The organism is Cytobacillus sp., assembly GCF_964223445.1.
GTDB lineage: Bacteria > Bacillota > Bacilli > Bacillales > Cytobacillaceae > Cytobacillus.
The window spans coordinates 17,820-40,869 of sequence record NZ_CAXQGS010000117.1 but is presented as its reverse complement, the minus strand read 5'-3'; the positions used below and the strand labels follow the sequence as shown (position 1 = coordinate 40,869).

The window sequence follows — 23,050 nt, the reverse complement described above, 5'->3', positions numbered from 1 at the left end:
GAAATAATGATTCTCTGGATATTTGGAGCATACACTCCAAAAAGCTATTAAATTACTATACATAATTCGACTTTACTTTTGGGAGGAATGAATGTGGATCGTTTTTTCAGGTGGATTGTCAGATCTTTGTTTGCACCTGTCTCCGGAAATGCAGGAGCGATTGCAAGTACTCTTGGTTTTTTTCTGGCATTTTTACCTTTGGAAGGTTTTAGTATTCCCTTATTGTTTGTTTGTTCACTGCTGCTGCGCCTAAATATTATTGCCTTATTCCTGGGCACTCTGATTACTGTTTTTATACCTTACATACACAAGCTGCCTTTCATGAATTTTGGCCCATTTGCAGATTCCTGGTTCATTTCAACACTTAAAAACAATATTTTAACCTCGGAATCTATTGCATCAGGTGTCTTCGGAGGTGTGGTAGGACTAGTCTGCTATTTTTTCTTCCACTGGTTTTATAACCTGGGGCTGAAAAAAAACGAGGGAAAACAGGAATCTATATTTCTTGATCCTGCTAAAACGCGGTGGTCCCTAATTAAGCGAATGAGCGCTGGCTTCATCCTATTAATAGTTGTGATATCAACATTTTTTATAGAGAGTTTAAATACAGCTCCAAAGCTTCCTGAGCTTCATCTGTATCAAAGCGCATCAAGTTCCGGTATAGATCCGATAAATAAGCCCTTTAATGAAGAGGAATTGGCACCACAGATTCAAAAGAGAAATTCTGCAGCGAATATTTCAGAAAAGCCAAAGATGCCGCAAATGACACAAAAACAAGAGGTTTATGGATTCTATGTCAATTGGGACAAGAATAGTAAAACATCCTTCAGGAAAAATAAAGAGTCCATAACCACTCTAGTCCCCGAATGGATGCAGGTGACACCAGATCTAAAGCTCAAATCTTCTACTGACCGGTCCATTGTAAAAGAAGCAAATAAACATGAAATTAAGATTCTGCCATTAGTGAATAATTTTATAGACAACAAATGGGATTCAGATGTTCTCCACCGGCTATTCACTGCTCCAGGTGCTGACGATCTCTTTATAAAAGAAATGCTGTCTTATGTGATAACAAATGGCTTTGATGGTATTAATATTGACTTTGAAGCAATTAAACCAGCTGACAAGGACCATTTTACTCAGTTCATGAGTAAAGTTTATAAAGCCTTCCACAAAGAAGGCTTAATGGTGACATTGGATGTTCCGCCCAATGACGAAAGCTATGATTATACTTCTTTAGCAAAATACGCTGACCGTGTGATTGTCATGCTCTATGACCAGCATTATTCCATGAGCACACCCGGCCCAGTCGCTCAAACCGATTGGGTTAAGGACAACTTGGATCAGGCTGAAATTCCAGCCGGAAAATTGGTAGCAGGGTTGGGAACATACGGTTACGACTGGGAAGAAGGTTCAGATAAACCCGCAGCTGACATGACTTTTGGGGATATCATGAAGCTGGGCAGCGAGGAGAACCTTACTATCAATTGGAGCATGGAAGCTGGAAACCCCTACTTACGCTATAAACAAAACGGAAAAAATCATACTGTCTGGTTTTTGGATGCTGGTACTTTTTATAACCAGATGAACCTTGCGATTAATGGCGGCTCTACCGGAATAGCAATATGGCGTCTCGGTTCGGAGGATCCCTCTATCTGGAGTTTTGTTAACAAGCCTAAGGAAATCATTAATCCATCTGAAATGCTAAGTGCCTTTGAAAGTCCTGTCTCAGCACTTCATACAGGGAACGGAGAGGTATTGAAAATCGCTTCACAAACTGAAAAAGGAAAAAGGAATATAGAAATGGATTCCAATGGAATGATAAAAAAGGAATCCTATGTAAAATATCCAAAGCCTTTTGAAGTAATCCGCCATGGAAATTCCAGCAAAAAAGAAATCGTTCTTACCTTTGATGACGGCCCGGATCCGGAGTACACACCAAAAATATTGGACATTTTGAAGAGTTATGGGATAAAAGGCACCTTTTTTATTGTTGGAGAAAATGCATTGATGCATCCCCAGCTGGTTAAAAGAATTTATGATGAAGGACACGAAATCGGAAATCATACCTTTACACACCCTGATACTACATCCATCACACCATTTCGTTTACGAATGGAATTAAATGCAACACAGCGCTTAATTCAAGGCATAACCGGCCATTCTACGACTCTTTTTCGCCCTCCTTACATAGCGGATACGGAACTGGGCACAAGAAACGAGCAGCTTCCTATAATGGAGGCTCAGAAGCTGGGCTATACCATGGTCGGCCAATCCATTGACCCGGGTGATTGGCAGGGATCCTCAGCAGATGAACTTGTAAATCGAACATTGGATCAGCTGTCCGAAGGCAGCGTCATTTTGCTACATGATGCTGGCGGAGACCGCTCCAAAACAGCAGAAGCCCTTCCGGTTATTATTGAAACACTTAAAAATAAGGGCTACACTTTTACGACAACTGCTGGTTTAATTGGGAAAAGCGATACTGAAATCATGCCTTTTGCTGATCAGGATAACCCTTATTCTGTTTATGATATGGCGGTATTTAAGGTCATTAAAAGCTGGAACTCTGGACTTAGCTTTTTGTTTTACTCAGCCATCCTTTTAGGTGTTCTGCGCATCTTATTTCTTGTTTTCCTGTCCTGGAAACAGGTTAAAAGGCACGAAGAGACCCAGATTGACCCTGACTTTACTCCTTATGTCAGTGTAGTAATTGCAGCTTATAATGAAGAAAAAGTAATTTGCAAAACTGTAGATTCTATTTTATCGAGCGACTATTCAGATTTTGAGATACTGATAATCGACGATGGCTCAACGGACCATACTGCTCGTGCAGTTGAAGAAGCGTTTTCAGACAATCCCTGCGTCCGGTTAGTTAAAAAAACCAATGGCGGAAAATCCTCGGCTGTAAATCTTGGATTTAAGGAAGCTAAGGGAGAAATAGTAATTGCATTAGATGCAGATACACTCATTGCTGAAAATGCCATCTCTTTGCTTGTTAGCCATTTTAAAGATAATCAAGTGGCTGCGGTTTCAGGTAATGTAAAGGTTGGCAATAAGGGGAATCTCCTGACGAATTGGCAGCATATTGAATATGTGACAGGCTTTAATCTGGAAAGAAGAGCGTTCGCAGCTCTTAATTGCATTACCGTAGTACCAGGTGCCATCGGTGCGTGGAAAAAGTCTGCGGTTGAAGAAGCTGGTTACTTTAGAGAGGATACACTTGCGGAGGATACGGATATCACTCTTGCACTATTGCGAAACGATAAGAAAATTGAGTTCGAAGAAAAGGCTTATGCTTATACAGAAGTGCCTGAAGATATTAAAAGCCTGGCAAAGCAGCGCTACAGATGGGTATATGGTACTCTCCAATGCCTTTGGAAACATCGTGCGGCATTATTTAACAAAAAACACCATTCATTAGGGTATGTAGCCCTGCCTAACATGTGGCTATTTCAATATGTTTATCAAACCATTTCTCCTATTGCAGATATATTGTTCATCTTTGCCCTTTTCAGCCCAAAACCTGAAAAAGCAGCCATAGGATTTGTCCTTTTTTACTTGATGGATTTCTTTGCCGCCCTATATGCGTTCAGGCTGGAGAAAGAAAGCCCTAAGCCACTGGTCTCATTGTTTCTGCAGCGAATTTTATATAAACAGTTGATGACTTATGTAGTGGTAAAATCGATCTTCTCCGCTATCAAAGGAGTAACCGTTGGCTGGAATAAACTTAAACGAAATGGCAATGTAACTCAGGATAATTCCATTATGAATATTAAATGAATCAAAGGGCCTTTCCCAAACTGAGGAGAGGCCCTTTTACTTAACTATAGAATTAAACGGACCACCATTACCTGGTGATCCTTTCTGATAGATTTAATGATTTTTCCCATTGTTTTCTTTGTCTTCTTTTCCTTTGCTGACCCGATTACTCACAGCTTTTTCTTTTGCGGCTTGGGAAACCTGCTGTCCATGGCTGAGTGTTTTTGCAGCAGGACTCGTTGTACTGCTTCCTCCCGTGCCAGAGACAGGTATGTTTGGATCTTTTGTGCTGGTCTCAGGTTTTGATGCTTCATTTGTTGGCTTGCTTCCCGCAGGTGCAGTGGCAGACTCCGGTGCCGAAGGTTTTTCGTTTGAGACAGATACAGCTTTTGAAACAGGATTCACAGCAGGTTTTTGATTGGAAATTTCGGTATTCGTTTGAGCAGCAACAATCATCTTATTGCTTTTCTCTTCCTTTTTTAATGATTTTTCAAAAGCAGGAGCACCTTCTGTAACCGTTTTTTGTTTCGCATACTCTTGCACAGCCAGTATGCTTGCTTCCGCCTTTTCGTCAATTTGTCTGTTTACTTCAGATTTTTGTTGAATACCTGATAAAACAGAAGAGTGTTCCTCTGAAAAAAGTTTAGTAGCTTTCAGCATGCCATTGGCAGCAGAAAACGTTATAGCCCCTGCTAATACCATGGCAAGGGCCCCCTTAGCTGGTGATTTCATATGTTTCCCCTCGAGACTAATTATTAATTATATTCAAAGAATACGATGGAGAATCCTTATATTATGGGGGTATAATTAGTTATTTTCATAATTCCATATTTCTTTATCTGAACATTTACCGTCATGAGAAAAAGTTTCAGATATTCTTTTCTTATGCCTGGAACTCCTTATTGTCAATTTTAATTATGTCAGAATTAGAACCGGCGGCAATTTTTTTCGTTTCGTTCACCAGCTCCAGAATATTTCCGCTGCATTTCTGTGCTCCTTTAATAACCAGTGGAGTCCCTATGCTGTTCAGACCTAAGCCTTTGGATATGAATCCTCCGATGGTCAGGGCAAGAGGGACTGCAGGTGAAGTATCAGAGAGGACGATTTTATCATTAATTCCTTTATGACTATTTAATAAATGGCAAAAGTGATGCAGTGTTTCAACTGCCAGCTTAGAAGATCTTCTTCCAAGGGTGTACACCGGACTTCCTTCCTCATCCTCACCATGAAAAATAAATTTTCCTGCATCTTTCTTTGTCAATTTATTAAAATACGGCAGCTCAATTATTTCTTCTTTTTCGAGTTTGCGGCTCTGAATTATTTTCAGATGGTATGCTGCTGCCAGTGATGTCGTATGAGTTCCCCCAAAATCGTGGTAGATATAAATCACCTGCTTCATCTCCCTTTTCATCAGACTTTCCTGAACACCAGGGTTATTATTAGCACCTCTGCCATATCATTTTCCTGGACTTAGTTCATATTTTACTCCATAAACATTTTTTAATTAGTTAATGAGTAAATTTCTCATAATAACACCTGCACATTTAACTTTCTAAACAAGGAAAGGCTGCCCCCAGGCAGCCAGTTAAGTTTGCTATAGTTTTTCTCCATTTGACCCGATTACATCTTTATACCAATAAAAAGACTTCTTCTTCTTCCGTTCCATTGTTCCGCTTCCGTCATCATGCTTGTCCACATAAATATAGCCATAGCGTTTTGAAAACTCGCCTGTTGACATGCTGACCATATCGATGCAGCCCCAGCTTGTATAGCCCATTAGCTCGACGCCATCTTCTATAGCTTCACCCATTGCTTTTATATGCTCGCGAAGATAGTCAATCCGATAGTCGTCATGGATGCTGCCATCCTCTTCTTCCTTGTCATATGCACCAAGTCCGTTTTCTACGACAAATAGCGGTTTCTGATAGCGGTCATATAACTTGTTCAAGCTGATCCGCAAACCTTCAGGGTCGATTTCCCAGCCCCAGTCACTTGTTTCCAGGAAGTGATTCCTAACCCCGCCAATGATGTTCCCTTCCGATGAATCTGCATCTGACTTAACCTTCTTATCGGTACGGGACATATAATAGCTGAAGCCAATATAATCAACAATACCGTCCTTTAACAAATCCAGATCGCCTTCCTGTATGTCCAGGCTGATATGATGTTCCTTAAAGTATCTTTTAATAAAAGCCGGATACTCCCCGCGTACCTGTACATCAGCACAAAAGTAATTGAAAAGCTGTTCTTCCTGCAGAGCATACATGACATTTTCCGGGTTGCTGTCATAGGCATACACAGGCGCAAATAGAATCATGCAGCCAATTTTTGAGTCAGGAATAATCTCATGGCATGCCTTTACCGCGATTGCGCTTGCGACCAATTGGTGGTGATAGGCCTGAAAGGTCGGCTGGTATTTATCTTCTTCACCTTGATAGGAGAAGCCAAGCCCATTAATTGGCATGACCAATCCGCTATTGATTTCATTAAAAGTCATCCAGTACTTTACTTTATCTTTATACCGGCCCAAAATCGCTTTAGCGTACCTCTCAAAAAAACTGACAACTTTGCGGTTTCTCCAACCACCATACTCTTTTACTAAATTAAGGGGCATTTCATAATGTGAAATCGTTACAACCGGCTCAATTCCATATTTCTGCAATTCGTCAAAAACACGATCATAAAAAGCAAGCCCTTCTTCATTTGGCACCGTCTCATCGCCATTCGGAAAAATGCGGGTCCAGGCTACCGACATGCGGAATGCCTTGAAGCCCATTTCTGCAAATAAGGCAATATCTTCTTTAAACCGATGATAGAAATCGATTGCTTCATGATTGGGATAATAAAATTGATCCTCATGAATTTCAAAGTCAAACCCTGGCTTCATTAAGATATTGTATCTTTCTTTTCCTCCGGGAAGAACATCCGCAATATTCAAGCCTTTATTCCCTTCCTTATAACCGCCTTCTATCTGGTTCGCTGCAGTGGCGCCGCCCCATAAAAAACCTTCAGGAAAATTGTATTTTTTCAATTCATTCCCTCCAATACCTGCTATTTTTACTATTTGTTTAAATGGAGTTTTTATGTTACCCGAAAAGGGATATAGAAGAAGCTTAAATCGAGTCAAAAGGAATGTAAATAATTAGAGTTAATTAAGTCTTATTTAACCGCATTTTGATATTTGTTACATCAAAGTAACATATTGTTTCCACATGTGATAGAATAAGCCTAACTATTTTTACGCCGGGAGATTAATGAATCATGTTCTCAAACGAAATCATCGCATCTTTTAATAATTTAGAAACAGCCATATACCATTACATTTGTCAAAACAAAGAAAAGATTCCTTATATGCGGATTCGAGAACTCGCAGATGAAACCCATGTTTCCACTGCCACCATTTTACGATTCTGCAGGAAGCTGAATTGTGAGGGTTTCACTGAATTTAAGATAAAGTTTAAATTATATTTGCAGGAAAATAAAAAGTCCTCTATACAAGGTTCCAGGCAATCTATCGTCGAGTTCTTCGAGCGAACGCTAAGGGGTGATTTAGAGGAAAAAATCAGAGAGGCAGCAGAACTAATAAATACGGCAGATAACGTTATATTTATAGGAATCGGCAGTTCAGGGATACTGGCTGAATACGGAGCCAGATATTTCTCCAGCCTTGGCAAGTTTTCACTGTATATCAAGGATCCCCATTTTCCGATTCATTCGAGTATCCGCAGCAGCAGTGTCACAATTGCCTTATCTGTCTCAGGGGAAACTCCTTTTACAATCACCCATCTTAACCAGCTGAAGCAGGAAGGCAGTAAAATCATCAGCATCACAAACAGCCGGCTTTCAACGATTGCGAAGATTTCTGATTTAAACATCGCCTATTATGTGACAGAGGAAACCTTTGAGCAGTCCAATATTACGACTCAAGTTCCAGTTGTGTACATTTTGGAAGCTGTCGCCAGAGAAATACATAAGCTAAACCCTTAGATTAAAGGGATTTTCCATCGGATGGAGAATATGTAAAATAAACACAATGAAAGCGGTGAGTATATGAAATCAATTGCTTCCCCGATTGCAAGCAAAGTGAACAATGTTTTTATTCATGTCAGCGACCTGAAAAAGTCGGCTGAATGGTATAGCACCCTGCTTGGAGTGCCTTTTCATAAGGATACTGTAGAATCCCCGGTATATAACATTCCTGTCACCTCTGAAACCGGTCTTACATTGGATGACCACACCTTTGATCCAGCCTTTACCTTAAATCCTTCCGGCCACGTTTTATTTAATTTCTTCGCTCAGGATATTGATGAGGCATACACTTTTGTGAAAGATCAGGGAATCACCATTGTAAAGGAAATAGAGCGTATTGGAGATTTTGCTTATTTCAACTTTCAGGACTTGGACGGAAATGTATTGATGATCTGCAATTGTTAATGATTAAATCTGTGGCTATTCTGCCATAGATTTTTTTATTTACAGCATTCTCCGCTGGACATCCCCCTTTACCTGGCGTATACTAGCCATATTTATGTAAAAGATTAACAGCTTCATAGAAAGAAAGGTGTTTAACATGATTCACAATCCGACTGGAAAAGAGAGGCTTGCACTGGCTTTTCTCCTCAGCATGCTTGGAATATTGGGGCCATTCAATATTGATATGTATTTGCCAGGCTTTCCAGATATCGCTGATGATTTCAGTGCCCGAGCTTCACTTGTACAGATGAGTTTAACAGCGTGTTTGATTGGACTTGCAGCTGGACAGGTTATTGTCGGACCGCTCAGTGATTCGCATGGCAGAAGAAAACCACTGCTTATCGGGATCTCACTCTTTGCCGTATCTTCCCTTTTATGCGCCATTTCACCAAATATTGCAGCATTTATGGGAGCCCGCTTTCTGCAGGGATTAACCGCCTCTGCTGGAATTGTCTTATCCCGGGCAGTTGTCCGTGATGTGTTCAGCGGAAAAGAGCTCACCAAATTTTTTGCCCTGCTTATGGTCATTAATGCAACGGCACCGATGATAGCGCCAATGACAGGCGGTGCCCTGCTTCTGATTCCTTTTGCAAGCTGGGAAACCATATTTTATTTTCTAAGCTTTTTGGGATTATTTATTACCATTGTGATCTATTTCCGATTAAAAGAAACCCTTCCCCCAGAAAAACGGGTCCCAAGCTCCATTGGAAGTTCCGTTAAAAGCATGGGTGGCCTTTTCAGGGACCGTTCCTTCATCGGGTATGCCCTTATCGTAGGATTCATACATGGCGGAAGCTTTGCTTATGTTTCGGGGACACCTTTTGTCTATCAGGGGATTTATGGAGTATCGCCTCAGATGTTCAGCATCCTGTTCGGCATTAATGGGTTGGCCATCATTACGGGGAGTTACCTGATTGGCCGCCTGGCAGGTGTCATTCCGGAAAGAAGCCTGCTCCGGACAGCCGTCTGCATTGCCGTCAGTGCCACTTCGTTCCTTTTGATCATGACGATCATTAAAGGGCCGCTGTTCATGCTTGTCATTCCGATTTTTATCTATATGACTTCAATGGGGATGATCATCACCAGCTCATTTACATTAGCCATGAAAAATCAGGGGCATCGTGCTGGCAGTGCAAGCGCCGTTATTGGAATGCTTCCCTTAGTGCTGGGTTCAGCTGTTTCCCCTTTGGTGAGCATTAATGAAACCACTGCCGTACCAATGGGTGCCATCTTGTTTGTAACATCATTCATCGGCTTTGTTTTCTTCTTCACCTTAACGAAAGAAAAAACAAATAGAAGCAGACAGAACCTGAAGCTGCATGCGGAGGGGTAATTCCCTCCGGCTCCCATGCCGCCTTTATAACTTTACTCTTTTACTTCCTCGATAATTGAATGACCTTCAGTCCCCTCGTCATCCTGCCATTGCCATTTTTCATATAGCCTGATGCGGCCGTCCTGCAATATTTCAGGTTTTGAATGACATTTTCCGCCGCGTATTTCATTTTTGTTATTCACATGGTTATATCTAAATTCTAAACTCCCATCTTCATTTACAATGCCAATAAGTGTCCCCTGAATAATCTCTCCCCCGCCATAATCAGCAGATATAATGTTTCCCTCCTGTTTGTACTGAAAAAAAGTCTTTGATGATACTTCACCATTCTCTGTATTTTGAACAGAAACAAAGGTACGGCCATTGTAGTTCATTAAAATATCCTCCCGGCGGATCTGGTGTTTCACTCAAACCCAATATGTATTCTTTAACTCCAGTACCTCTACAAATCCCCTTTTAATATAGAGTACATATACAGATCATCAAATTTTCCATTTGCATATTCATAATGCCTAAGCAAACCTTCTCTCGTGAATCCCTGCCTCTCAACCAGCTTCTGGGAGGAGAGATTTTTAGGCTCTATCAGGGCTTCTATCCTTTCAAGCTCAAGATGATCAAATCCGAATTTTAAAACTCTCTCAAGTGCTTCATTGGCTATCCCTTTTCCCCAATGCTCTCTGCTTAGTTCATAACCGACTTCACTTCGGAAATGTCTGGGGTTCCTGTTTAGGAAACCGCAGCTCCCTATGACCTTCCCGGAATCCTTTAGGGTAATACCCCAGCGCATTCCAGTGCGATTTTTATAAATGGATTTATACCATTCTATTTCACCCAGCACCTCTTCGACAGATTCACAGGCCGAGATTCCCATATGCTTTACAACCAGGTGATCTGACAGATATACAAACATATCTTTTGCATCTTCTTCAGTTGCTTCTCTTAAAATTAATCTTTCTGTTTCAAGGATCGGAAAAACTGTTTCCAACGGATTGCCTCCTCTGCTTTCTACCTTTCTTCAACTATACCAAATTGCTGTAAAAAAATCCTATCATATGGAAATTACTTCAAACCCAGCTTTATCCATGATAAACTCAATTATTAGTAAAACTTAAAGAAAAAGGAGAATTTATGTGAAACGTTATGCTTTATGGCTGCTGTCTGCTGTATTGATTCTTTCGGCATGCAGCAATGACAAAGAGAAAGCGGCAGCTGATTCATCAGGCAAAGAAGAACAAAAGCAAGAAGACAGGAAAGAAAAAAAGCAGGAAAGCATTTTAGGAGAGTCTGAGAATATTAATTTAGAAATCTCTGAAGAAAACCTGCTGAAATTGACCCCTGGAACATTAATGGAAGGGCTCACATACGAAAAAGACATTGAGGCCATTGAATTCAATGTGCCTGAAACCGATCCAGAACTGATAAGCAAAATGACCCCCAAACTGGAAGAGCTGACGAAAGAAGCCAAAGATACAGACTCGATTAAAAAAGGGCTTCTTTCCCTGCTGGCGAGTCCTAATTATAAAAACATCATTGAAAATTCCAATGCCTACCAGCCAGATTTTGAAGAGCCTTACCTGCCGGATCCCACTAAATCAGAGCCTGGGGAAGAAAAAAAGACTTCAGAACAGGCCATTATTCTTCTTGATGCCAGCTCAAGCATGCTGATGCAGGCAGGCGGCAAAATGAAAATGGATATCGCTAAAAGTGCCGTAAAGAGTTTCGCGCAGACAATTGGCCAAAGCAGTGAAATTTCCCTTGTTGTATATGGCCATAAAGGCTCTGAAGCGGACGCTGATAAGGAAATTTCCTGTACAGGAGTAGAGGAAGTCTACCCGATGGGGAAATATTCCAAGAAGGAGTTCCACGAAGCCGTTGATTCGTTTGAAAGCAAAGGATGGACACCGCTTGCCGGTGCCATTCAAAAGGCTGCAGAAATGAGCAGCGGTTATGATGGGTCAACAACGATCTACATTGTCAGTGACGGTGCCGAAACATGTGATGGCGACCCTGTCCTGGCCAGTAAAAACCTTGTGAAAACCAACAGCAGCAATACTGTGAATATCATTGGGTTTGATGTAGATGGAAAAGCCGAGAACCAATTAAAAGCAGTTGCCGAAGCCGGCAATGGGGAATATTTAAAAGCGGATAACCCGGATGAATTGAAAAACACGATCCAATACGAGTGGCTTCCTTCTGCAGGCGACCTGGCCTGGGCTTTTACACTGTCGCCAAGCCCATGGGAAATGATAGATGAGTATAAACTGGGAGAAGTTTATCCCCGCCAATTATTTACGATCGGCAGACGTGAAGCACATCGAATCCTTGATGCTGTTACAGTCATGGGAGACAACGGCTGGATCACTGATGAGCAGCGATCAGAACTTCGTGATTGGGGCTATGAACGAAGCGAGCAAATGAAGGACCTCTATTTAGAACTCTATGAAAAAAACCGAAATTCAGCTGATGCACAAAGTGCTGAAATTAAGCAGAGAGTCGACGAATGGGTTGAAAAAATGAAGGCTCTAAAGAAGGAGCGCGGTGACATTTGGTAAAAGACTTACGAAATTTAGATTGCTCAGGGCGAAATGCTCTGAGCATTTTTTCGAACAAAATTATAAAACTCTTAATATTGCAAAATTTGTCCAATTATGTGATAAAATGTAATGGTAAAAATTAACTCATCCCGGGAGGTCAGTGCTTTGTTCAGTGCAGGTGTATTAGGAATCGGTGTAAACATTCCAGAAACTATTATTACTAATGAGATAATTGCCAAACGTTTCGGTATTACACAAGAAGAAATATGCAGAAAAACAGGCATACTGGAAAGACGCTACGAATCTCCAGACTCATCACTTACAGATATGTGCGAAATTGCTGGAAAACGTGCGATAGAAGACGCAGGGGTCAACCCGAAGGATATCGACATGGTCATTATTGGAACAAACACACATGACACCCACATTACAGCAGCCTTGGTTCAGGACAGGATCGGTGCTGAACAATGTGCGGGGCTGGATCTTCATTCAGGCTGTTCCAGCTTTATCACAGCCCTGGCAACCGGGGCCCAATTTGTTCAGACCGGGTTGTATAAAAACGTATTAGTCATTGCTGTCGACAAATGCTCTTCCCTCTTGAATCCGATGGATAAAAAGACGGCGCTGCTGTTTTCAGATGGAGCTGCTGCTGTTGTCTTAGGTCAGGTGGAAAAAAGCAATGGTATTCTCGGCATCCATATGCAAATGGATGGAAGCGGGGGAAAATATCTTCATCTTGATGAAAACAAGCACATCAGGATGGACGGAAGAGCCGTTTTTGAATTTGCAGTAGACAGATTTCCCAAAGCGGTTCATAAAGTTTTGGAACTATCTGGCCTGAGCTTGCCGGATGTCGATTTCATCATCCCTCACCAATCCAACTTGCGGATCATTGAAGCAGGTACTGCACGCCTTGGATTTCCTATGGCAAAAGTGCATACCAAAACCATACAATATTACGGAAACTCTTCTGCACCAACGATAGCAATTGGTCTTCATGAAGAAGTGAAGGAAGGAAAAATAAAAGACGGGGATGTGGTTGTACTTGCTGGATATGGTGCAGGTCTCGGCTGGGGAGCCATTGTCATGCGCTGGGGACAAACATCAAAACAGCTAATTTAAGGCCGCCTACAGGGGGCTTTTTATTATTTTACAACCATAAAGGAGGTATTTATCCCCCTTTGGCAGCATAGCTGTGCATTAAAGTAAAATGCCTGGACAGCTCGCTTTCATTAATGGAAATCCTGATCGATAAGTCTTTTGTCCGCAATACATACTCTTTAATGCCAATAAATTCAGACTCAGCAATCAGGTAAAAGTGAGTTCCCTTCTTTAAGCCTTTAAAATGATTCTTTAATTTATATTTTTTCATGATTTGATCTTGGTGCTCCTATAACTTTTCAGATTAGATGAGATCGAATCCCTAAAATAGATATTATACACCTTTAAGCAGCAAATGTTCATGAAAACAGAAAAATGCGGCCATCCTGATGAGGCCGCCTAACGTTTTTCTATTCTGCTGCTGTAAGCTGTTCTTTGGATTTGAGCACCTGGATATAAACTCCTGTCAGTGTTTGAGTCAGCAGAAAGATAGGAAATGAATGGATGAGCTGATATTCTTTTTGCAGAGTAATTATTCCAGCTGCCGTTAGTACCCATTGTACAAGCACCCCAAATAATGCCCAGACCAAAACATATAGAATGAAAGTCTTTTTGCTGACCTTCAGTTTTTCATAAAAATAAAAAAAGAAGTAGCCAAATGGAGCGAATAGTAAGTAATAAAGAACATCTGTCACTTCATAATTATTTAAATCGTTCACCTTATAAAAATCGGTTCTCCCTCCGCCTATTGTGAAATCATACAAAATCCCAATTGCTATCCCCCACAGCAGACTCAGTACTCTGATTTGCTTAGCCAGCTTATCCGGCCTTCTTATGAGGAGAAAATAGATAAGATAGGCAGCAGCATTCATGATCAAGAGATACAGCTCATTGCCACCGAAATCCTCCCATAATTTCATGATTCGTTCACCCCTCTTGTTTTAAGCTGTCCAAAATACTTCAGCATGGATTGAACCGCTAAATGAAGGAGGAATAAGTAAATAATCTCATAGCCGATATTCCACTTTTTATATTCTACAATGTCAAAGTATAGGGCAATCACCACAGCCAGGATTAGGAACAAAACTGACAGGGCGGTTTTAAATAATTTTGAACCAAAGGAATGCGCTGTTCTATATAAATTTAGTGTAATAGCAACTGTGATCGGAATAGTTATGCTTCTATGTATTAAGAAAGCGGAATTATCTAAAATATGCTGGGAAATCTTCGCCATATTCAACTCTTCATACACAATCCACGTAAAATTGATATGTATGACCAATGCCACTAGATATACGAAGGTATTTTCAATAAATGTCAGCTTTTTATTCATTGATGTGAACAGCATTAGCACCAGCCATGCTAGAAAAACGATAAGTACAAATCCCATGTAACATCAGTCCCATACTTTTTTGCTAGTTTAACCTGAGAATTTGAATATTATTCTGATGTTATGCCTTTGGGTAGCCCCGTTCCATGGATTTCTCAGGAGTTCGGAACCACTCTCCCGGATTTTTTCTTCCCCTGTCTGAAGGATGAGCCTTGTTCGGACTAACTTGATAAGACTTCTCTTTACCTGTCCGAATGGACACCCTCTGATCCTTTTTAAAATGCATCAAACAAATAAATAAACGGCTGGGATCAGCCGCTTCAGCCATCATTCTGCTATACCGTTTGCCGTTCGATCAGCTTCACCGATATTTCCTCATGTGTGTGCTTTTTACCATCAATCGCTTGAAGAAGCAGCTGCCGTCCCATTTGAACCAGCGGTATTTCAAGTGTTGTAATGTGCATGATTTTGGCGATTGGCTGGTTATCGAACCCCATGATTGCCAGGTCATCCGGAATATGGATGCCTTTTTCCCTGCAGGAGGTTACAATTCCGGCAGCAGCAAAATCACTTGTTACCAGCAAAGCTGTCGGTGGATTATCCATGTTCGATATGCGGCGAACCACTTCTTCGCCATGCTCAAAATTCAGACACTCATAGAATATATATTCTTCGTTATGCCGTTCGTTAATTCGTATTAAAAAATCAGCATAAGCCTTTCCGCGCTGCATGCTGTTGGCACCCGTCTTTCTTCCAATGCAATACCCGATTTTCTGATGCCCTTTATTATGCAGATACTCTAAAGCACTAGAGAAACTCATGTAATGGTCGATAAAGGCAGAGGACACATTATGATTCCTCGCATCTTCACATAGAACAATGGGGCCATACTCGGTAAACTGATTGATGACATCCCATTCGCAGATTCTGGAACAAATAATTAAAGAGTCGATTTGTTTATGCTGCAGCATCTTTAGAGCTTCAATCTCCCTGTCTTGCTCGTAATTTGTTTGAAAAAGAACTAATTTATAGTTGTTTTTCATGGCCTCATTTGCAATCCCTTCTAAAAGCAGGCCGAAATAAGGATGATTGGTAAAAGGAACCACGACTCCTATAAGAAGTGTTTCCCCTTTACTCAAATGAACAGCATTGATATTCGGCTGATAATTGAATTCCTCCATCGCCTGCAGGACAGCTCCCCTTTTATCCTCACTCACATAAGGATGGTTATTCAGCACTCTGGAAACGGTTGTAACTGAAACCCCTGCCTTTTTAGCAATGTCTTTTATATTTGCCATAAAACCACCTAATTTTTTTCACTTTTTTTCTTGCTCTGAAATGCGTTTCATAATATAAGCTTTTTTTAACAACTAAAGGAGGTATCCTATATGTACATTCTAACTGGAATCTTATATCTGGTTCTATTATGCAGTTCGATTCTTGCCTTGTCATCTATCCCTATTTCACTCTATCCAAAAAAAAAGGCTGAAAACAAAGATATTTATGTGAAAGATTATTACAGACTTCTCTTTGATGTCTATAGCGATGACTCATCACATAAGTAGCTGGCGGGAGGCTTCCATTTTCCTGCTGTACATATTTCTTTTAAAAATTACAGTCTCCCTTTTGAAGAAATTTCTGTGTATAGTAACATGTATCCAAAACCGAAAGGAAGGCATGATATGTTTTTAAAAATAACAAAAGAGCAGCAGCAAAAGATGATCGAGGATATCCAGATTTTTTTCTCTGAGGAAAGAGATGAAGAAATATCTGAGTTCGGTGCAGAAAGGGTGCTGGATTTTGTTAAAGAGTCATTGGCCCCTCATTTCTATAATGCAGCGATTTCAGATGTAAAGCATGTAGTAGAGCAGCAATATGCTTCAATGGAGGATGAAATCCTGACTCTCGAGCGTCCTATAAAATAATTGTTGGTTGGTGTTTGACTTTATAGCAATCTGACGGGCATAAGACTCCCTCATCTAGACTCAAAGGAACCGAATGAGGATATGCGGGAGTCCAGCTGCCCATTCAATTTCTTTAACCTATTTCTTATCATTAAATACGTCATTCACAAACATGGCAGAGTTGCCGCTCGAATCAAAAAAGATTGTCCACAGCAAAATAACCGGTAGAGCAGCGACCCATACTGCAAATTTGAACATTTTCTTCATGATTATCTCCATCCTCCCACGTCCAGTTTTTTACATTATATCAAGATTCCGCCTATTTTTCTAATAATTCCAGTTATTCGAAATAATGGCGTTACCAGTGTAAATAAACTTTAATACTATGTCATCTGCTTGTTATTTTTCTGAAAGTGTTCAGTGATATGATATTTTTGACTGATAAATAGATTTTATAGAGAGTGAGCATGAAAGATGAACATTACTGATGCTGTGGCACAATTACATAAAGCTGGAATTAAGGCGAATGACGCAGAGCTTGAGCGCTGGATAGAAGAAGGAAAAATAAAAGCGGAACGAAGTCCCAGGAGGCAAATCAGCTACACAATAAAGACGAAGGATCTCACTGATTTCATCTTCAAAAAACAGGAAGAGCTTTATCAGCAAAAACTCGAAGGGATCCTTCTGCAAGTTAAAGATCTTAAGGGACAAATGGAGATCCTGAATACCCGTGTCCAAATAGAGGAATCCAAAGTTAAATCATTGAAGAAAATGATACAAGCACAAAAGATGATTGATGATGAAGAAATCAAGCCTGCAAAGCTCCTGGGCCTGAAGCCTGATGAGGATTTGCAATTGATCCGAAAAGAATTCAAGAAACTTCTAAAAGCCCTCCATCCAGACCGCGGCGGAGATGAAAGGCTTTTTAAGGTGTTTACTGAGCATTATAAAAACATCTTCTAGAATTCTAAACGTTTGATATGGAATATGCCTACATCTTATTTCCGGATCTGAGGAATGTTTTTTCCTTTTTCATGCCCGCTTTTTCGGCAACACGGATAGAAGCAAGATTGTTCACATTTATAATAGAAACCAGCTTCTTATATTTTAAGCTCAGCTGATCCAATCTTAGGCCTGCCCACTCGTTTTGGTGGAGCGATACCTCATGGCCACCGGGTCGGGAAAAATTTCCATTAAATGAGGCAGATCGCTTTTCTGCATTTTTCTTAACATTAATCTGTCTGTTTTGATAATTGGAGTACCCACCAATTATCCCCCTTTCGCTGCACTAAAGCCCGTTTCTTTCCTTTCTAGCAGGCATTAACATTTCAAACTCAAATAAATAGTTCAGCAGCTGGTCAAATTCGTCCGTCTGGAAAACTAATTCCTTATCATTAAATACATAAACAGCAGCATCTGTGACTGCCTCTCCATTTTTTAATGTTAGTGTCTCTTGAATCTCTATGTTTTCCACCAGCTTGAAATCTTCCTTATTTGGAGATTTAAACTGCTCAGTAAAGGCAGATGGTCCAATAGCAAGAATAGAAACCTTTTCAGCATCCTTCGCTAGCCATTTAGCAGCGGAAAAGACCGTGTCAGGAGCTTTTATCACATTGATGTTCTCGGTTATTCGATAGTAAGGGATGTCCTTATTTAGCTGATTCACCTCTATAGAGATTCTCTGTCCAACTTTAACCTCTTCCATATCTGCAGCAGTAAAAACTTTATCATCCACTTGGATTACTCCCAAATCTCGATCCAGCTTTATAACGTTTCCCTTTATTGTGCTTTTTTTAGAATACGTATTATCTTTCATATATTTTATTAACTCTTCTATAGAAGCTGCGCGAAATGCTTCCTTCATATGATCAAATAATATATAACTAGGCTCTTCCTTTACTTGTAATTCAGGATAAATAGCATTTACATCCTTTAGACCTAATGAACTGCTTGTTTCGAAAAGAAAGTGAACTGGTTGAGAATAAAGTTCATCAATTACATTTTTATCAGTATCTCCAACAATCAGAAGTGAATGATACCCTTTATTTCTTGCAAGATAGTTCTTTTCCGGACTAACCTCTTTAATGTTAACAGGTATGATATATTCAGCCCGCTTGCCATCCTTCCAGTAGGCTTTTATAGAATATATTTCTTTGCGCGATTCGTTTCCTAAAAGTGTAAATCCACGATACAGAGTTTGATAGGGCTCTACTTTAATTTCGCCATTATAATAGTTTCCTCTTGCAATGAAGATTGGCTGCTGATTTTTTGGAAATTCTATGTTAAGATTCTCTCGAAATTCTGCATGCTGATATTCAATCAATTTCGTGAGATCTTTTATCTCCTTCACATTTTCTCCTGCGTTCCAAGTATAAGTGCTTAAGATCGGATCTAACTCCTGCTCCCCAAATAATACAGTGGGCATTGGCGGTTTTTCTTCCTTGTGTAACTTTTGCATATCTAAATAAAACATTGCTAAGAGGGTCGAAATAATCGATATTCCCCATATGACCTTTTTAATCAGCCTCAAACGTTTAGATGACTCCCTTTTTTCTTCCAGCTCCATATAAGCACCCCTCTCTTGATGAATCTTGGCACTTAGTAATTTGATAATAAACCTTATCCCGCCAACAAAGCTGAAAAAAGCCGTCAAGATGACAGCTGGTCATTTCGTACATTCATAAACAGGAATTGAATATTACAGCGTAAGCACCTTTGCGTATTTTATAATCAAGTCCTTTTATTTGGTTCCCGAATACGTTGTTCATTCTCTTACCTTCTTTGTATCAATGGCTGCTTTCATCAGTGATCCAGTCTTGCTTTCAAAATTTCACCAATCAATTTATTCCACATTCTTACGTGATTCTCCTTTATAAAAAATGCCAGAATCAGTAAAATAAAAATCTGAAATTTCGTATTGCGAATTAAATTCAAAATCTTTAAAATAAAACAGAAAACATCTTTGAAAATCTGGGAGACTCACATGAACCGCAAAATTTTTTTGTATGTAAAAGCTTTTTCCGATTTGGGCACGTTCATGGACCTGATTGCCATAAATGTGCTCATGTATGCGGCCACCGGAAGCTCTGCCTGGCTTGCAGCGACCATGGCCATCAGGACACTTGGCGGCGTTTTATCAAGCCTTTTTTCAGGGGTCTTGGCCGATCGCTTTGACCGCCGAAAAATTATGATTTGGACGGATGTATTCCGGGCTGTCATCATTTTAAGCTTAATACCGTTTCCAAATCCAATCATGATTCTCATTGTCTGCTTCTTTATCGGATTGACATCAAGCTTTTTTGCAGTTAGCTACAGCGCCGAAATCCCTCAGATTTTTGGCGAGGATAAAGTACTGGAAACAAATGCGTTAATTTCCCGATTAACATCTGTCAGTCTGGTATTTGGTTTTATCGGGGCTGGAGTCATAACTGATTTCCTCGGATACCAGGTAACTTTAATCATTGATGCCGCAACCTACATCATTTCAGCACTCGTTTTATTAAAAATGAAATGGCAAACGTCGGAATCAGCTGTAAGAAAAAGGATCAGCAGCGGCTTTAAAGATAAACTGGCAATCATCGGCAGAGATTTGAAAGAAGTCTATTCCTTTATTTTGGTGAAGCCGATGCTGCTTCTTGTCCACATTGTCTTTCTTATTGGGGCATTCGCAGGTGCTTCGCATAATTTGGGGATTCCGCTGCTGGCCGAGAATATCGACAGCAGCAAACAAAGTTTTTACTACGGATTAATCTGGGGTGTATGGGGAATTGGATCAGTTTCAGCAACCATGATTCTGCCAAAATTAAAAAGCCTCCGGGAAAACCGCCTTTATTTTGCATGCTTTGTATCCGCCATGTTTATGTCGGCAGGTTTTATCACCTTCCTGTCCAATCATAGCTTATGGATTATTCTGCCGTTTGCCTTTTTAACTGGAATTTTTGATGCGGGTTTCACGACTCTGCATGCCACAATTCTGCAGAAGACAGACAACCATATCAGAGGCAGAATTTTTGGAGTAGGCATGCTTTTAAAATCATTCGGCTTTGCACTTGGATTTGCTGCCGCCCCTCTTGTACTGGAAGTATTCTCATTAGCTAAAATGGTTTGGCTCTTCCATGGGACATTAATATCGGCAAGCATTATCGTCCTGGTCTTTGCTGCTGGGACCCAAAAAAAAGTTAAGAGAATGAGTCAAGGTGTATAAAAAGAGCCCAGTTTATGAACTGGGCCCGCTATAACTTAGTTTATTGACGAGGAGCAAACATATATTAATTAAAAAGATAAACCGCATCCCCTGCTGAAATCTCACCAGTTTTCATGACAGAGGAATACACCCCAAAATGATTATCCCTTTCACTGATAACCTTTTTATGCAAACTGGAATCCCGCTCCCCGCTCTCTGGATCTACTGTAATAATCATACACCGTTCGCAATGCCGCTTAACTTTTATCTCAGCACTGCCAATTTTCATTGTCTTCCCAAACCATTTTTCCTCAGCAAAAGGATCGTCCTTTATCAGGGAAATGACTAAATTCGGGCGAAACCGCTGGAAGTCCATTTTCTCTTTGCCCCACATCTCTTTCATTTTTTGCAGGGACGCGTCAGTCACTAATAGAATGTTTTCCTCTTCTATTGCTCCTACAGGTACATGAACAGGACTATATTTCACAGGAGTGATTTTTCTGGAAGAATGGTCTTCCATTTCTTTTAACAATTCTTTATCATCCCAGGGGATCCGTCTGCCGTCGGGAGTAGTTATTCTTACTGGAGGAAATAAGTTCTCATTTTCCTCTCCCGTAAACTCTGCTTTATATCTGACCATTTTGGGAAACTGAGTAATCGTCAAATATTTCCCCGGCCTTGATTCATCCAGGTAGGCATGGCTGCGATCACCATAGAGTCCATAATCCATTACGTTTGTTTTTTTCACACTTTCCCCGTAAAAGCTTTTCACCGGATAGCGGACAATCTTTTTAATATGTCCTATTAGCACCTTCCATTCCACTCCCTTCAACCAAATGAAAAATCCATGACAGCGCGTTCGGCTGTCATGGATATCATTTACTGCGGCCGTTTTGTTTGTCGCTTTGCTTTTTCATCCCTGTCCGCTTGAATAATTTTTTCACGGACGTCAGCAGGTATGGACGCAGAAGTTCGTTTTTGCTCAGATCTCACCTTTACCCCTCCCTCTTTATTTTTCGACTTTATAGCGCTTATGGCTGATCACCGTTTTGATGGGCTCATCCTTTTTCGGATTAATTCCAAGCTCCACAATGACTGAGTTATCCCGTACCACGATTACTCTGCCTTTTTTCCCTTTTTCGGAACCGCTTAAGATGCTGATCGTATCGCCGACATCTGCTTTTTTACCTTTGCTTACCTTTTCTGTTTCTTCAGCCATCGCCATTCTCCTTTAAATACTTTAATTTTTTTAGCTGGTTTTCGCTATGAGGCTAGTATTGCCGTTTCATCCTTCCGCAAAACCCAATTCATTTTCAAATTAATTTATTCTTTCTTTGGTCCTGTAATCTTATTAATATGAAGGTCCTTCAATATATTTAAGCCTGCCCTGATAATCATCATAATACTTCCTGCAAGGAAAAATGATATCGAAACCGCCTGGCTGACATCTGTTAAAAACAATATGCTTCCGATAAAATATAAAACACCCAGGAGCAGATCATTAATAAATGATACTACCCTATATCGCTTTTCAATGATCATTTCGTAGTCGCCTATTTAAATATGCACATCTTCCTGCTGTTCCCTAACTATATTTCTAATCTTCATGAATAACACCTCTGTTTTGTCTTTTCCACATAAGGTGCCAAACATTCATTAATATATAGTTAATTTCTGGAAAATACTATGAAAAATGATCAAGCACCAATGAAGCCAGCAAACCGGTAGCTGCAATGAATCCGGTCATCGGTCCGCTGTCCTCAAAGGCTTCAGGCATCATCGTGGAAGCCACCATGGCAATAATTGCACCACCAGCAAAGCCTGCAATTCCTGACAGGACCTCTTTTGAAGCTCCATCCAAAAATATGTATCCAGCCATCGAAGCAATTCCCGCAATGACAAATACCGAACTCCAAAGGAGGATAATTTTCTTTTTTGAATAGCCGCTCTTTTTCATTCCCGAAGTGCTGGAAAGGCCTTCCGTAAAGTTGCTGATAAAAATGGCTGTCACCAATAGAAAACTCACCTTACCTCCTTCAAGCAGGCTTGTTCCGATCATGATTGATTCTGGAATGGCATCCATAATGGTCCCGGTAAAAAGGACTATACCGCTGCTGGCTGCTGCTTTATGGCCGGACCTTTTCCGGTTCTTAGCCCCCTTGTTTGAAATCATGATATCAAAAAGGGTAAAGATAATTGCTCCAGCCAAAAATCCAATGCCTGTCGGAATTAAGCCGCCGTTATGGACTGACTCCCCAAGCAGCTCATAGGAGGCAGCACCAATCAGGACACCAGTTCCGAATGCCATAATGTAACCGATCATTTTTTTCCGGATGGGCAAAAACATCGCTGCCAATGCGCCAAAAAGGACTGCTGATCCAGAGACCCCTCCCCATAGTGCAGCATTCCACATCAAGTTCACTCCTTCCA

At 40.6% G+C, this 23,050-nt stretch carries 27 protein-coding genes; 10 read left to right on the top strand and 17 right to left on the bottom strand.

From position 1 onward, the window contains the following. Nucleotides 1–93: 93 nt before the first annotated feature. On the top strand, nt 94–3,783 hold the full coding sequence (locus ACEQ1T_RS20305; RefSeq protein ID WP_370224466.1) for a polysaccharide deacetylase family protein: 3,690 nt from the start codon (nt 94–96) through the stop codon (nt 3,781–3,783). A 93-nt stretch (nt 3,784–3,876) separates the two neighbouring features. Here ACEQ1T_RS20305 and ACEQ1T_RS20300 read toward each other — a convergent pair whose 3' ends face one another. The 3 genes from ACEQ1T_RS20300 to ACEQ1T_RS20290 all read right to left on the bottom strand — a co-directional run bounded on the left by ACEQ1T_RS20300 (nt 3,877) and on the right by ACEQ1T_RS20290 (nt 6,793). After that, entirely contained in the window at nt 3,877–4,494 is a 618-nt protein-coding gene (locus tag ACEQ1T_RS20300; protein WP_370224465.1) for a hypothetical protein, read from the bottom strand. A gap of 151 nt (nt 4,495–4,645) precedes the next feature. After that, nucleotides 4,646–5,173, bottom strand: coding sequence for a DUF3189 family protein (locus tag ACEQ1T_RS20295; protein WP_370224463.1), 528 nt, complete (start codon nt 5,171–5,173; stop codon nt 4,646–4,648). Nucleotides 5,174–5,356: 183 nt separating this feature from the next. Beyond that, nucleotides 5,357–6,793, bottom strand: a complete 1,437-nt coding sequence (locus ACEQ1T_RS20290) for a glycoside hydrolase family 1 protein (RefSeq protein ID WP_206843901.1) — start codon at nt 6,791–6,793, stop codon at nt 5,357–5,359. Nucleotides 6,794–7,023: 230 nt separating this feature from the next. Between ACEQ1T_RS20290 and ACEQ1T_RS20285 the strand changes: the two genes are divergently transcribed. The 3 genes from ACEQ1T_RS20285 (at nt 7,024) to ACEQ1T_RS20275 (ending at nt 9,568) form a co-directional block, all read left to right on the top strand. Next, a complete protein-coding gene (locus ACEQ1T_RS20285) occupies nt 7,024–7,749 on the top strand; it encodes a MurR/RpiR family transcriptional regulator (protein WP_370224462.1) in 726 nt (241 codons plus the stop codon). Nucleotides 7,750–7,812: 63 nt separating this feature from the next. Beyond that, on the top strand, nt 7,813–8,196 hold the full coding sequence (locus tag ACEQ1T_RS20280) for a VOC family protein (protein WP_206843897.1): 384 nt from the start codon (nt 7,813–7,815) through the stop codon (nt 8,194–8,196). A 136-nt stretch (nt 8,197–8,332) separates the two neighbouring features. Beyond that, nucleotides 8,333–9,568 (top strand): Bcr/CflA family efflux MFS transporter, encoded by a 1,236-nt coding sequence (locus ACEQ1T_RS20275; protein WP_370224460.1) that lies wholly within the window; start codon nt 8,333–8,335, stop codon nt 9,566–9,568. A 32-nt stretch (nt 9,569–9,600) separates the two neighbouring features. On the opposite strand, the gene ACEQ1T_RS20270 is transcribed toward ACEQ1T_RS20275, so the two are convergent. Next, nucleotides 9,601–9,942 carry a n-acetylglutamate synthase gene (locus tag ACEQ1T_RS20270; protein ID WP_370224458.1) on the bottom strand — a complete coding sequence of 114 codons (342 nt, stop codon included), beginning with the start codon at nt 9,940–9,942 and terminating at the stop codon, nt 9,601–9,603. 68 nt (nt 9,943–10,010) lie between these two features. Next, on the bottom strand, nt 10,011–10,553 hold the full coding sequence (locus tag ACEQ1T_RS20265; protein WP_206843891.1) for a GNAT family N-acetyltransferase: 543 nt from the start codon (nt 10,551–10,553) through the stop codon (nt 10,011–10,013). Nucleotides 10,554–10,698: 145 nt separating this feature from the next. On the opposite strand from ACEQ1T_RS20265, the gene ACEQ1T_RS20260 reads away from it, so the two are divergent. Continuing rightward, nucleotides 10,699–12,120 carry a VWA domain-containing protein gene (locus tag ACEQ1T_RS20260; RefSeq protein WP_370224457.1) on the top strand — a complete coding sequence of 474 codons (1,422 nt, stop codon included), beginning with the start codon at nt 10,699–10,701 and terminating at the stop codon, nt 12,118–12,120. 147 nt (nt 12,121–12,267) lie between these two features. After that, nucleotides 12,268–13,224 carry a 3-oxoacyl-ACP synthase III family protein gene (locus tag ACEQ1T_RS20255; protein ID WP_206843886.1) on the top strand — a complete coding sequence of 319 codons (957 nt, stop codon included), beginning with the start codon at nt 12,268–12,270 and terminating at the stop codon, nt 13,222–13,224. Nucleotides 13,225–13,273: 49 nt separating this feature from the next. Here ACEQ1T_RS20255 and ACEQ1T_RS20250 read toward each other — a convergent pair whose 3' ends face one another. From ACEQ1T_RS20250 to ACEQ1T_RS20235, 4 genes are all read right to left on the bottom strand, one after another. Further along, on the bottom strand, nt 13,274–13,474 hold the full coding sequence (locus tag ACEQ1T_RS20250; protein WP_206843884.1) for a hypothetical protein: 201 nt from the start codon (nt 13,472–13,474) through the stop codon (nt 13,274–13,276). Nucleotides 13,475–13,613: 139 nt separating this feature from the next. Further along, nucleotides 13,614–14,123 (bottom strand): hypothetical protein, encoded by a 510-nt coding sequence (locus tag ACEQ1T_RS20245; protein WP_206843882.1) that lies wholly within the window; start codon nt 14,121–14,123, stop codon nt 13,614–13,616. Beyond that, complete coding sequence (locus ACEQ1T_RS20240) at nt 14,120–14,593, bottom strand: hypothetical protein (protein WP_370224456.1); 474 nt, start codon at nt 14,591–14,593, stop codon at nt 14,120–14,122. Before ACEQ1T_RS20240 ends, ACEQ1T_RS20245 begins: the two co-directional genes overlap by 4 nt. A 275-nt stretch (nt 14,594–14,868) precedes the next feature. Beyond that, nucleotides 14,869–15,831: a LacI family DNA-binding transcriptional regulator gene (locus tag ACEQ1T_RS20235; protein ID WP_206843876.1), complete on the bottom strand. Its 963-nt coding sequence runs from the start codon at nt 15,829–15,831 to the stop codon at nt 14,869–14,871. Between the two features lie 90 nt (nt 15,832–15,921). Here ACEQ1T_RS20235 and ACEQ1T_RS20230 point away from each other — a divergent pair, with 90 nt between their 5' ends. Together ACEQ1T_RS20230 and ACEQ1T_RS20225 are read left to right on the top strand one after the other, a co-directional pair. After that, nucleotides 15,922–16,098 (top strand): hypothetical protein, encoded by a 177-nt coding sequence (locus ACEQ1T_RS20230; RefSeq protein ID WP_206843873.1) that lies wholly within the window; start codon nt 15,922–15,924, stop codon nt 16,096–16,098. 117 nt (nt 16,099–16,215) lie between these two features. Further along, nucleotides 16,216–16,458 (top strand): DUF2164 domain-containing protein, encoded by a 243-nt coding sequence (locus ACEQ1T_RS20225; RefSeq protein ID WP_019382696.1) that lies wholly within the window; start codon nt 16,216–16,218, stop codon nt 16,456–16,458. Between the two features lie 117 nt (nt 16,459–16,575). On the opposite strand, the gene ACEQ1T_RS20220 is transcribed toward ACEQ1T_RS20225, so the two are convergent. Beyond that, on the bottom strand, nt 16,576–16,704 hold the full coding sequence (locus ACEQ1T_RS20220) for a hypothetical protein (protein WP_280516118.1): 129 nt from the start codon (nt 16,702–16,704) through the stop codon (nt 16,576–16,578). Between the two features lie 207 nt (nt 16,705–16,911). Between ACEQ1T_RS20220 and ACEQ1T_RS20215 the strand changes: the two genes are divergently transcribed. Then, the gene (locus ACEQ1T_RS20215; protein ID WP_370224453.1) at nt 16,912–17,400 is read left to right on the top strand and encodes a J domain-containing protein; all 489 of its coding nucleotides are present in this window, start codon (nt 16,912–16,914) and stop codon (nt 17,398–17,400) included. Between the two features lie 28 nt (nt 17,401–17,428). Here ACEQ1T_RS20215 and ACEQ1T_RS20210 read toward each other — a convergent pair whose 3' ends face one another. The 3 genes from ACEQ1T_RS20210 to ACEQ1T_RS20200 are packed head-to-tail and all read right to left on the bottom strand — an operon-like array spanning nt 17,429 to nt 19,003. Then, on the bottom strand, nt 17,429–17,563 hold the full coding sequence (locus ACEQ1T_RS20210) for a GNAT family N-acetyltransferase (protein ID WP_370224451.1): 135 nt from the start codon (nt 17,561–17,563) through the stop codon (nt 17,429–17,431). Between the two features lie 2 nt (nt 17,564–17,565). Next, nucleotides 17,566–17,703 carry a GNAT family N-acetyltransferase gene (locus tag ACEQ1T_RS20205; RefSeq protein WP_370224449.1) on the bottom strand — a complete coding sequence of 46 codons (138 nt, stop codon included), beginning with the start codon at nt 17,701–17,703 and terminating at the stop codon, nt 17,566–17,568. A gap of 22 nt (nt 17,704–17,725) precedes the next feature. Then, a complete protein-coding gene (locus ACEQ1T_RS20200; RefSeq protein WP_206843867.1) occupies nt 17,726–19,003 on the bottom strand; it encodes a hypothetical protein in 1,278 nt (425 codons plus the stop codon). 417 nt (nt 19,004–19,420) lie between these two features. Between ACEQ1T_RS20200 and ACEQ1T_RS20195 the strand changes: the two genes are divergently transcribed. Next, nucleotides 19,421–20,641, top strand: a complete 1,221-nt coding sequence (locus ACEQ1T_RS20195) for an MFS transporter (RefSeq protein WP_370224448.1) — start codon at nt 19,421–19,423, stop codon at nt 20,639–20,641. A 64-nt stretch (nt 20,642–20,705) separates the two neighbouring features. Here the strand turns inward: ACEQ1T_RS20195 and ACEQ1T_RS20190 are convergent, their stop codons facing one another. The 4 genes from ACEQ1T_RS20190 to ACEQ1T_RS20175 all read right to left on the bottom strand — a co-directional run bounded on the left by ACEQ1T_RS20190 (nt 20,706) and on the right by ACEQ1T_RS20175 (nt 23,033). After that, nucleotides 20,706–21,431: an MOSC domain-containing protein gene (locus ACEQ1T_RS20190; RefSeq protein WP_206843862.1), complete on the bottom strand. Its 726-nt coding sequence runs from the start codon at nt 21,429–21,431 to the stop codon at nt 20,706–20,708. Between the two features lie 198 nt (nt 21,432–21,629). Further along, nucleotides 21,630–21,839, bottom strand: coding sequence for a DUF2187 family protein (locus ACEQ1T_RS20185; RefSeq protein WP_206843860.1), 210 nt, complete (start codon nt 21,837–21,839; stop codon nt 21,630–21,632). 104 nt (nt 21,840–21,943) lie between these two features. Continuing rightward, entirely contained in the window at nt 21,944–22,162 is a 219-nt protein-coding gene (locus ACEQ1T_RS20180) for a YrhK family protein (RefSeq protein ID WP_370224446.1), read from the bottom strand. A gap of 142 nt (nt 22,163–22,304) precedes the next feature. Further along, nucleotides 22,305–23,033, bottom strand: coding sequence for a ZIP family metal transporter (locus ACEQ1T_RS20175; protein WP_370224445.1), 729 nt, complete (start codon nt 23,031–23,033; stop codon nt 22,305–22,307). Nucleotides 23,034–23,050 lie beyond the last annotated feature (17 nt).

Coding starts and splice junctions, on each gene's coding strand:
- ACEQ1T_RS20300 (WP_370224465.1), bottom strand. CDS start 4,494: ATGAAATCACCAGCTAAGGGGGCCCTTGCCATGGTATTAGCAGGGGCT.
- ACEQ1T_RS20295 (WP_370224463.1), bottom strand. CDS start 5,173: ATGAAAAGGGAGATGAAGCAGGTGATTTATATCTACCACGATTTTGGG.
- ACEQ1T_RS20285 (WP_370224462.1), top strand. CDS start 7,024: ATGTTCTCAAACGAAATCATCGCATCTTTTAATAATTTAGAAACAGCC.
- ACEQ1T_RS20280 (WP_206843897.1), top strand. CDS start 7,813: ATGAAATCAATTGCTTCCCCGATTGCAAGCAAAGTGAACAATGTTTTT.
- ACEQ1T_RS20275 (WP_370224460.1), top strand. CDS start 8,333: ATGATTCACAATCCGACTGGAAAAGAGAGGCTTGCACTGGCTTTTCTC.
- ACEQ1T_RS20270 (WP_370224458.1), bottom strand. CDS start 9,942: ATGAACTACAATGGCCGTACCTTTGTTTCTGTTCAAAATACAGAGAAT.
- ACEQ1T_RS20250 (WP_206843884.1), bottom strand. CDS start 13,474: ATGAAAAAATATAAATTAAAGAATCATTTTAAAGGCTTAAAGAAGGGA.
- ACEQ1T_RS20245 (WP_206843882.1), bottom strand. CDS start 14,123: ATGAAATTATGGGAGGATTTCGGTGGCAATGAGCTGTATCTCTTGATC.
- ACEQ1T_RS20240 (WP_370224456.1), bottom strand. CDS start 14,593: ATGGGATTTGTACTTATCGTTTTTCTAGCATGGCTGGTGCTAATGCTG.
- ACEQ1T_RS20235 (WP_206843876.1), bottom strand. CDS start 15,831: ATGGCAAATATAAAAGACATTGCTAAAAAGGCAGGGGTTTCAGTTACA.
- ACEQ1T_RS20230 (WP_206843873.1), top strand. CDS start 15,922: ATGTACATTCTAACTGGAATCTTATATCTGGTTCTATTATGCAGTTCG.
- ACEQ1T_RS20225 (WP_019382696.1), top strand. CDS start 16,216: ATGTTTTTAAAAATAACAAAAGAGCAGCAGCAAAAGATGATCGAGGAT.
- ACEQ1T_RS20220 (WP_280516118.1), bottom strand. CDS start 16,704: ATGAAGAAAATGTTCAAATTTGCAGTATGGGTCGCTGCTCTACCGGTT.
- ACEQ1T_RS20215 (WP_370224453.1), top strand. CDS start 16,912: ATGAACATTACTGATGCTGTGGCACAATTACATAAAGCTGGAATTAAG.
- ACEQ1T_RS20200 (WP_206843867.1), bottom strand. CDS start 19,003: ATGGAGCTGGAAGAAAAAAGGGAGTCATCTAAACGTTTGAGGCTGATT.
- ACEQ1T_RS20195 (WP_370224448.1), top strand. CDS start 19,421: ATGAACCGCAAAATTTTTTTGTATGTAAAAGCTTTTTCCGATTTGGGC.
- ACEQ1T_RS20185 (WP_206843860.1), bottom strand. CDS start 21,839: ATGGCTGAAGAAACAGAAAAGGTAAGCAAAGGTAAAAAAGCAGATGTC.
- ACEQ1T_RS20180 (WP_370224446.1), bottom strand. CDS start 22,162: ATGATCATTGAAAAGCGATATAGGGTAGTATCATTTATTAATGATCTG.
- ACEQ1T_RS20175 (WP_370224445.1), bottom strand. CDS start 23,033: ATGTGGAATGCTGCACTATGGGGAGGGGTCTCTGGATCAGCAGTCCTT.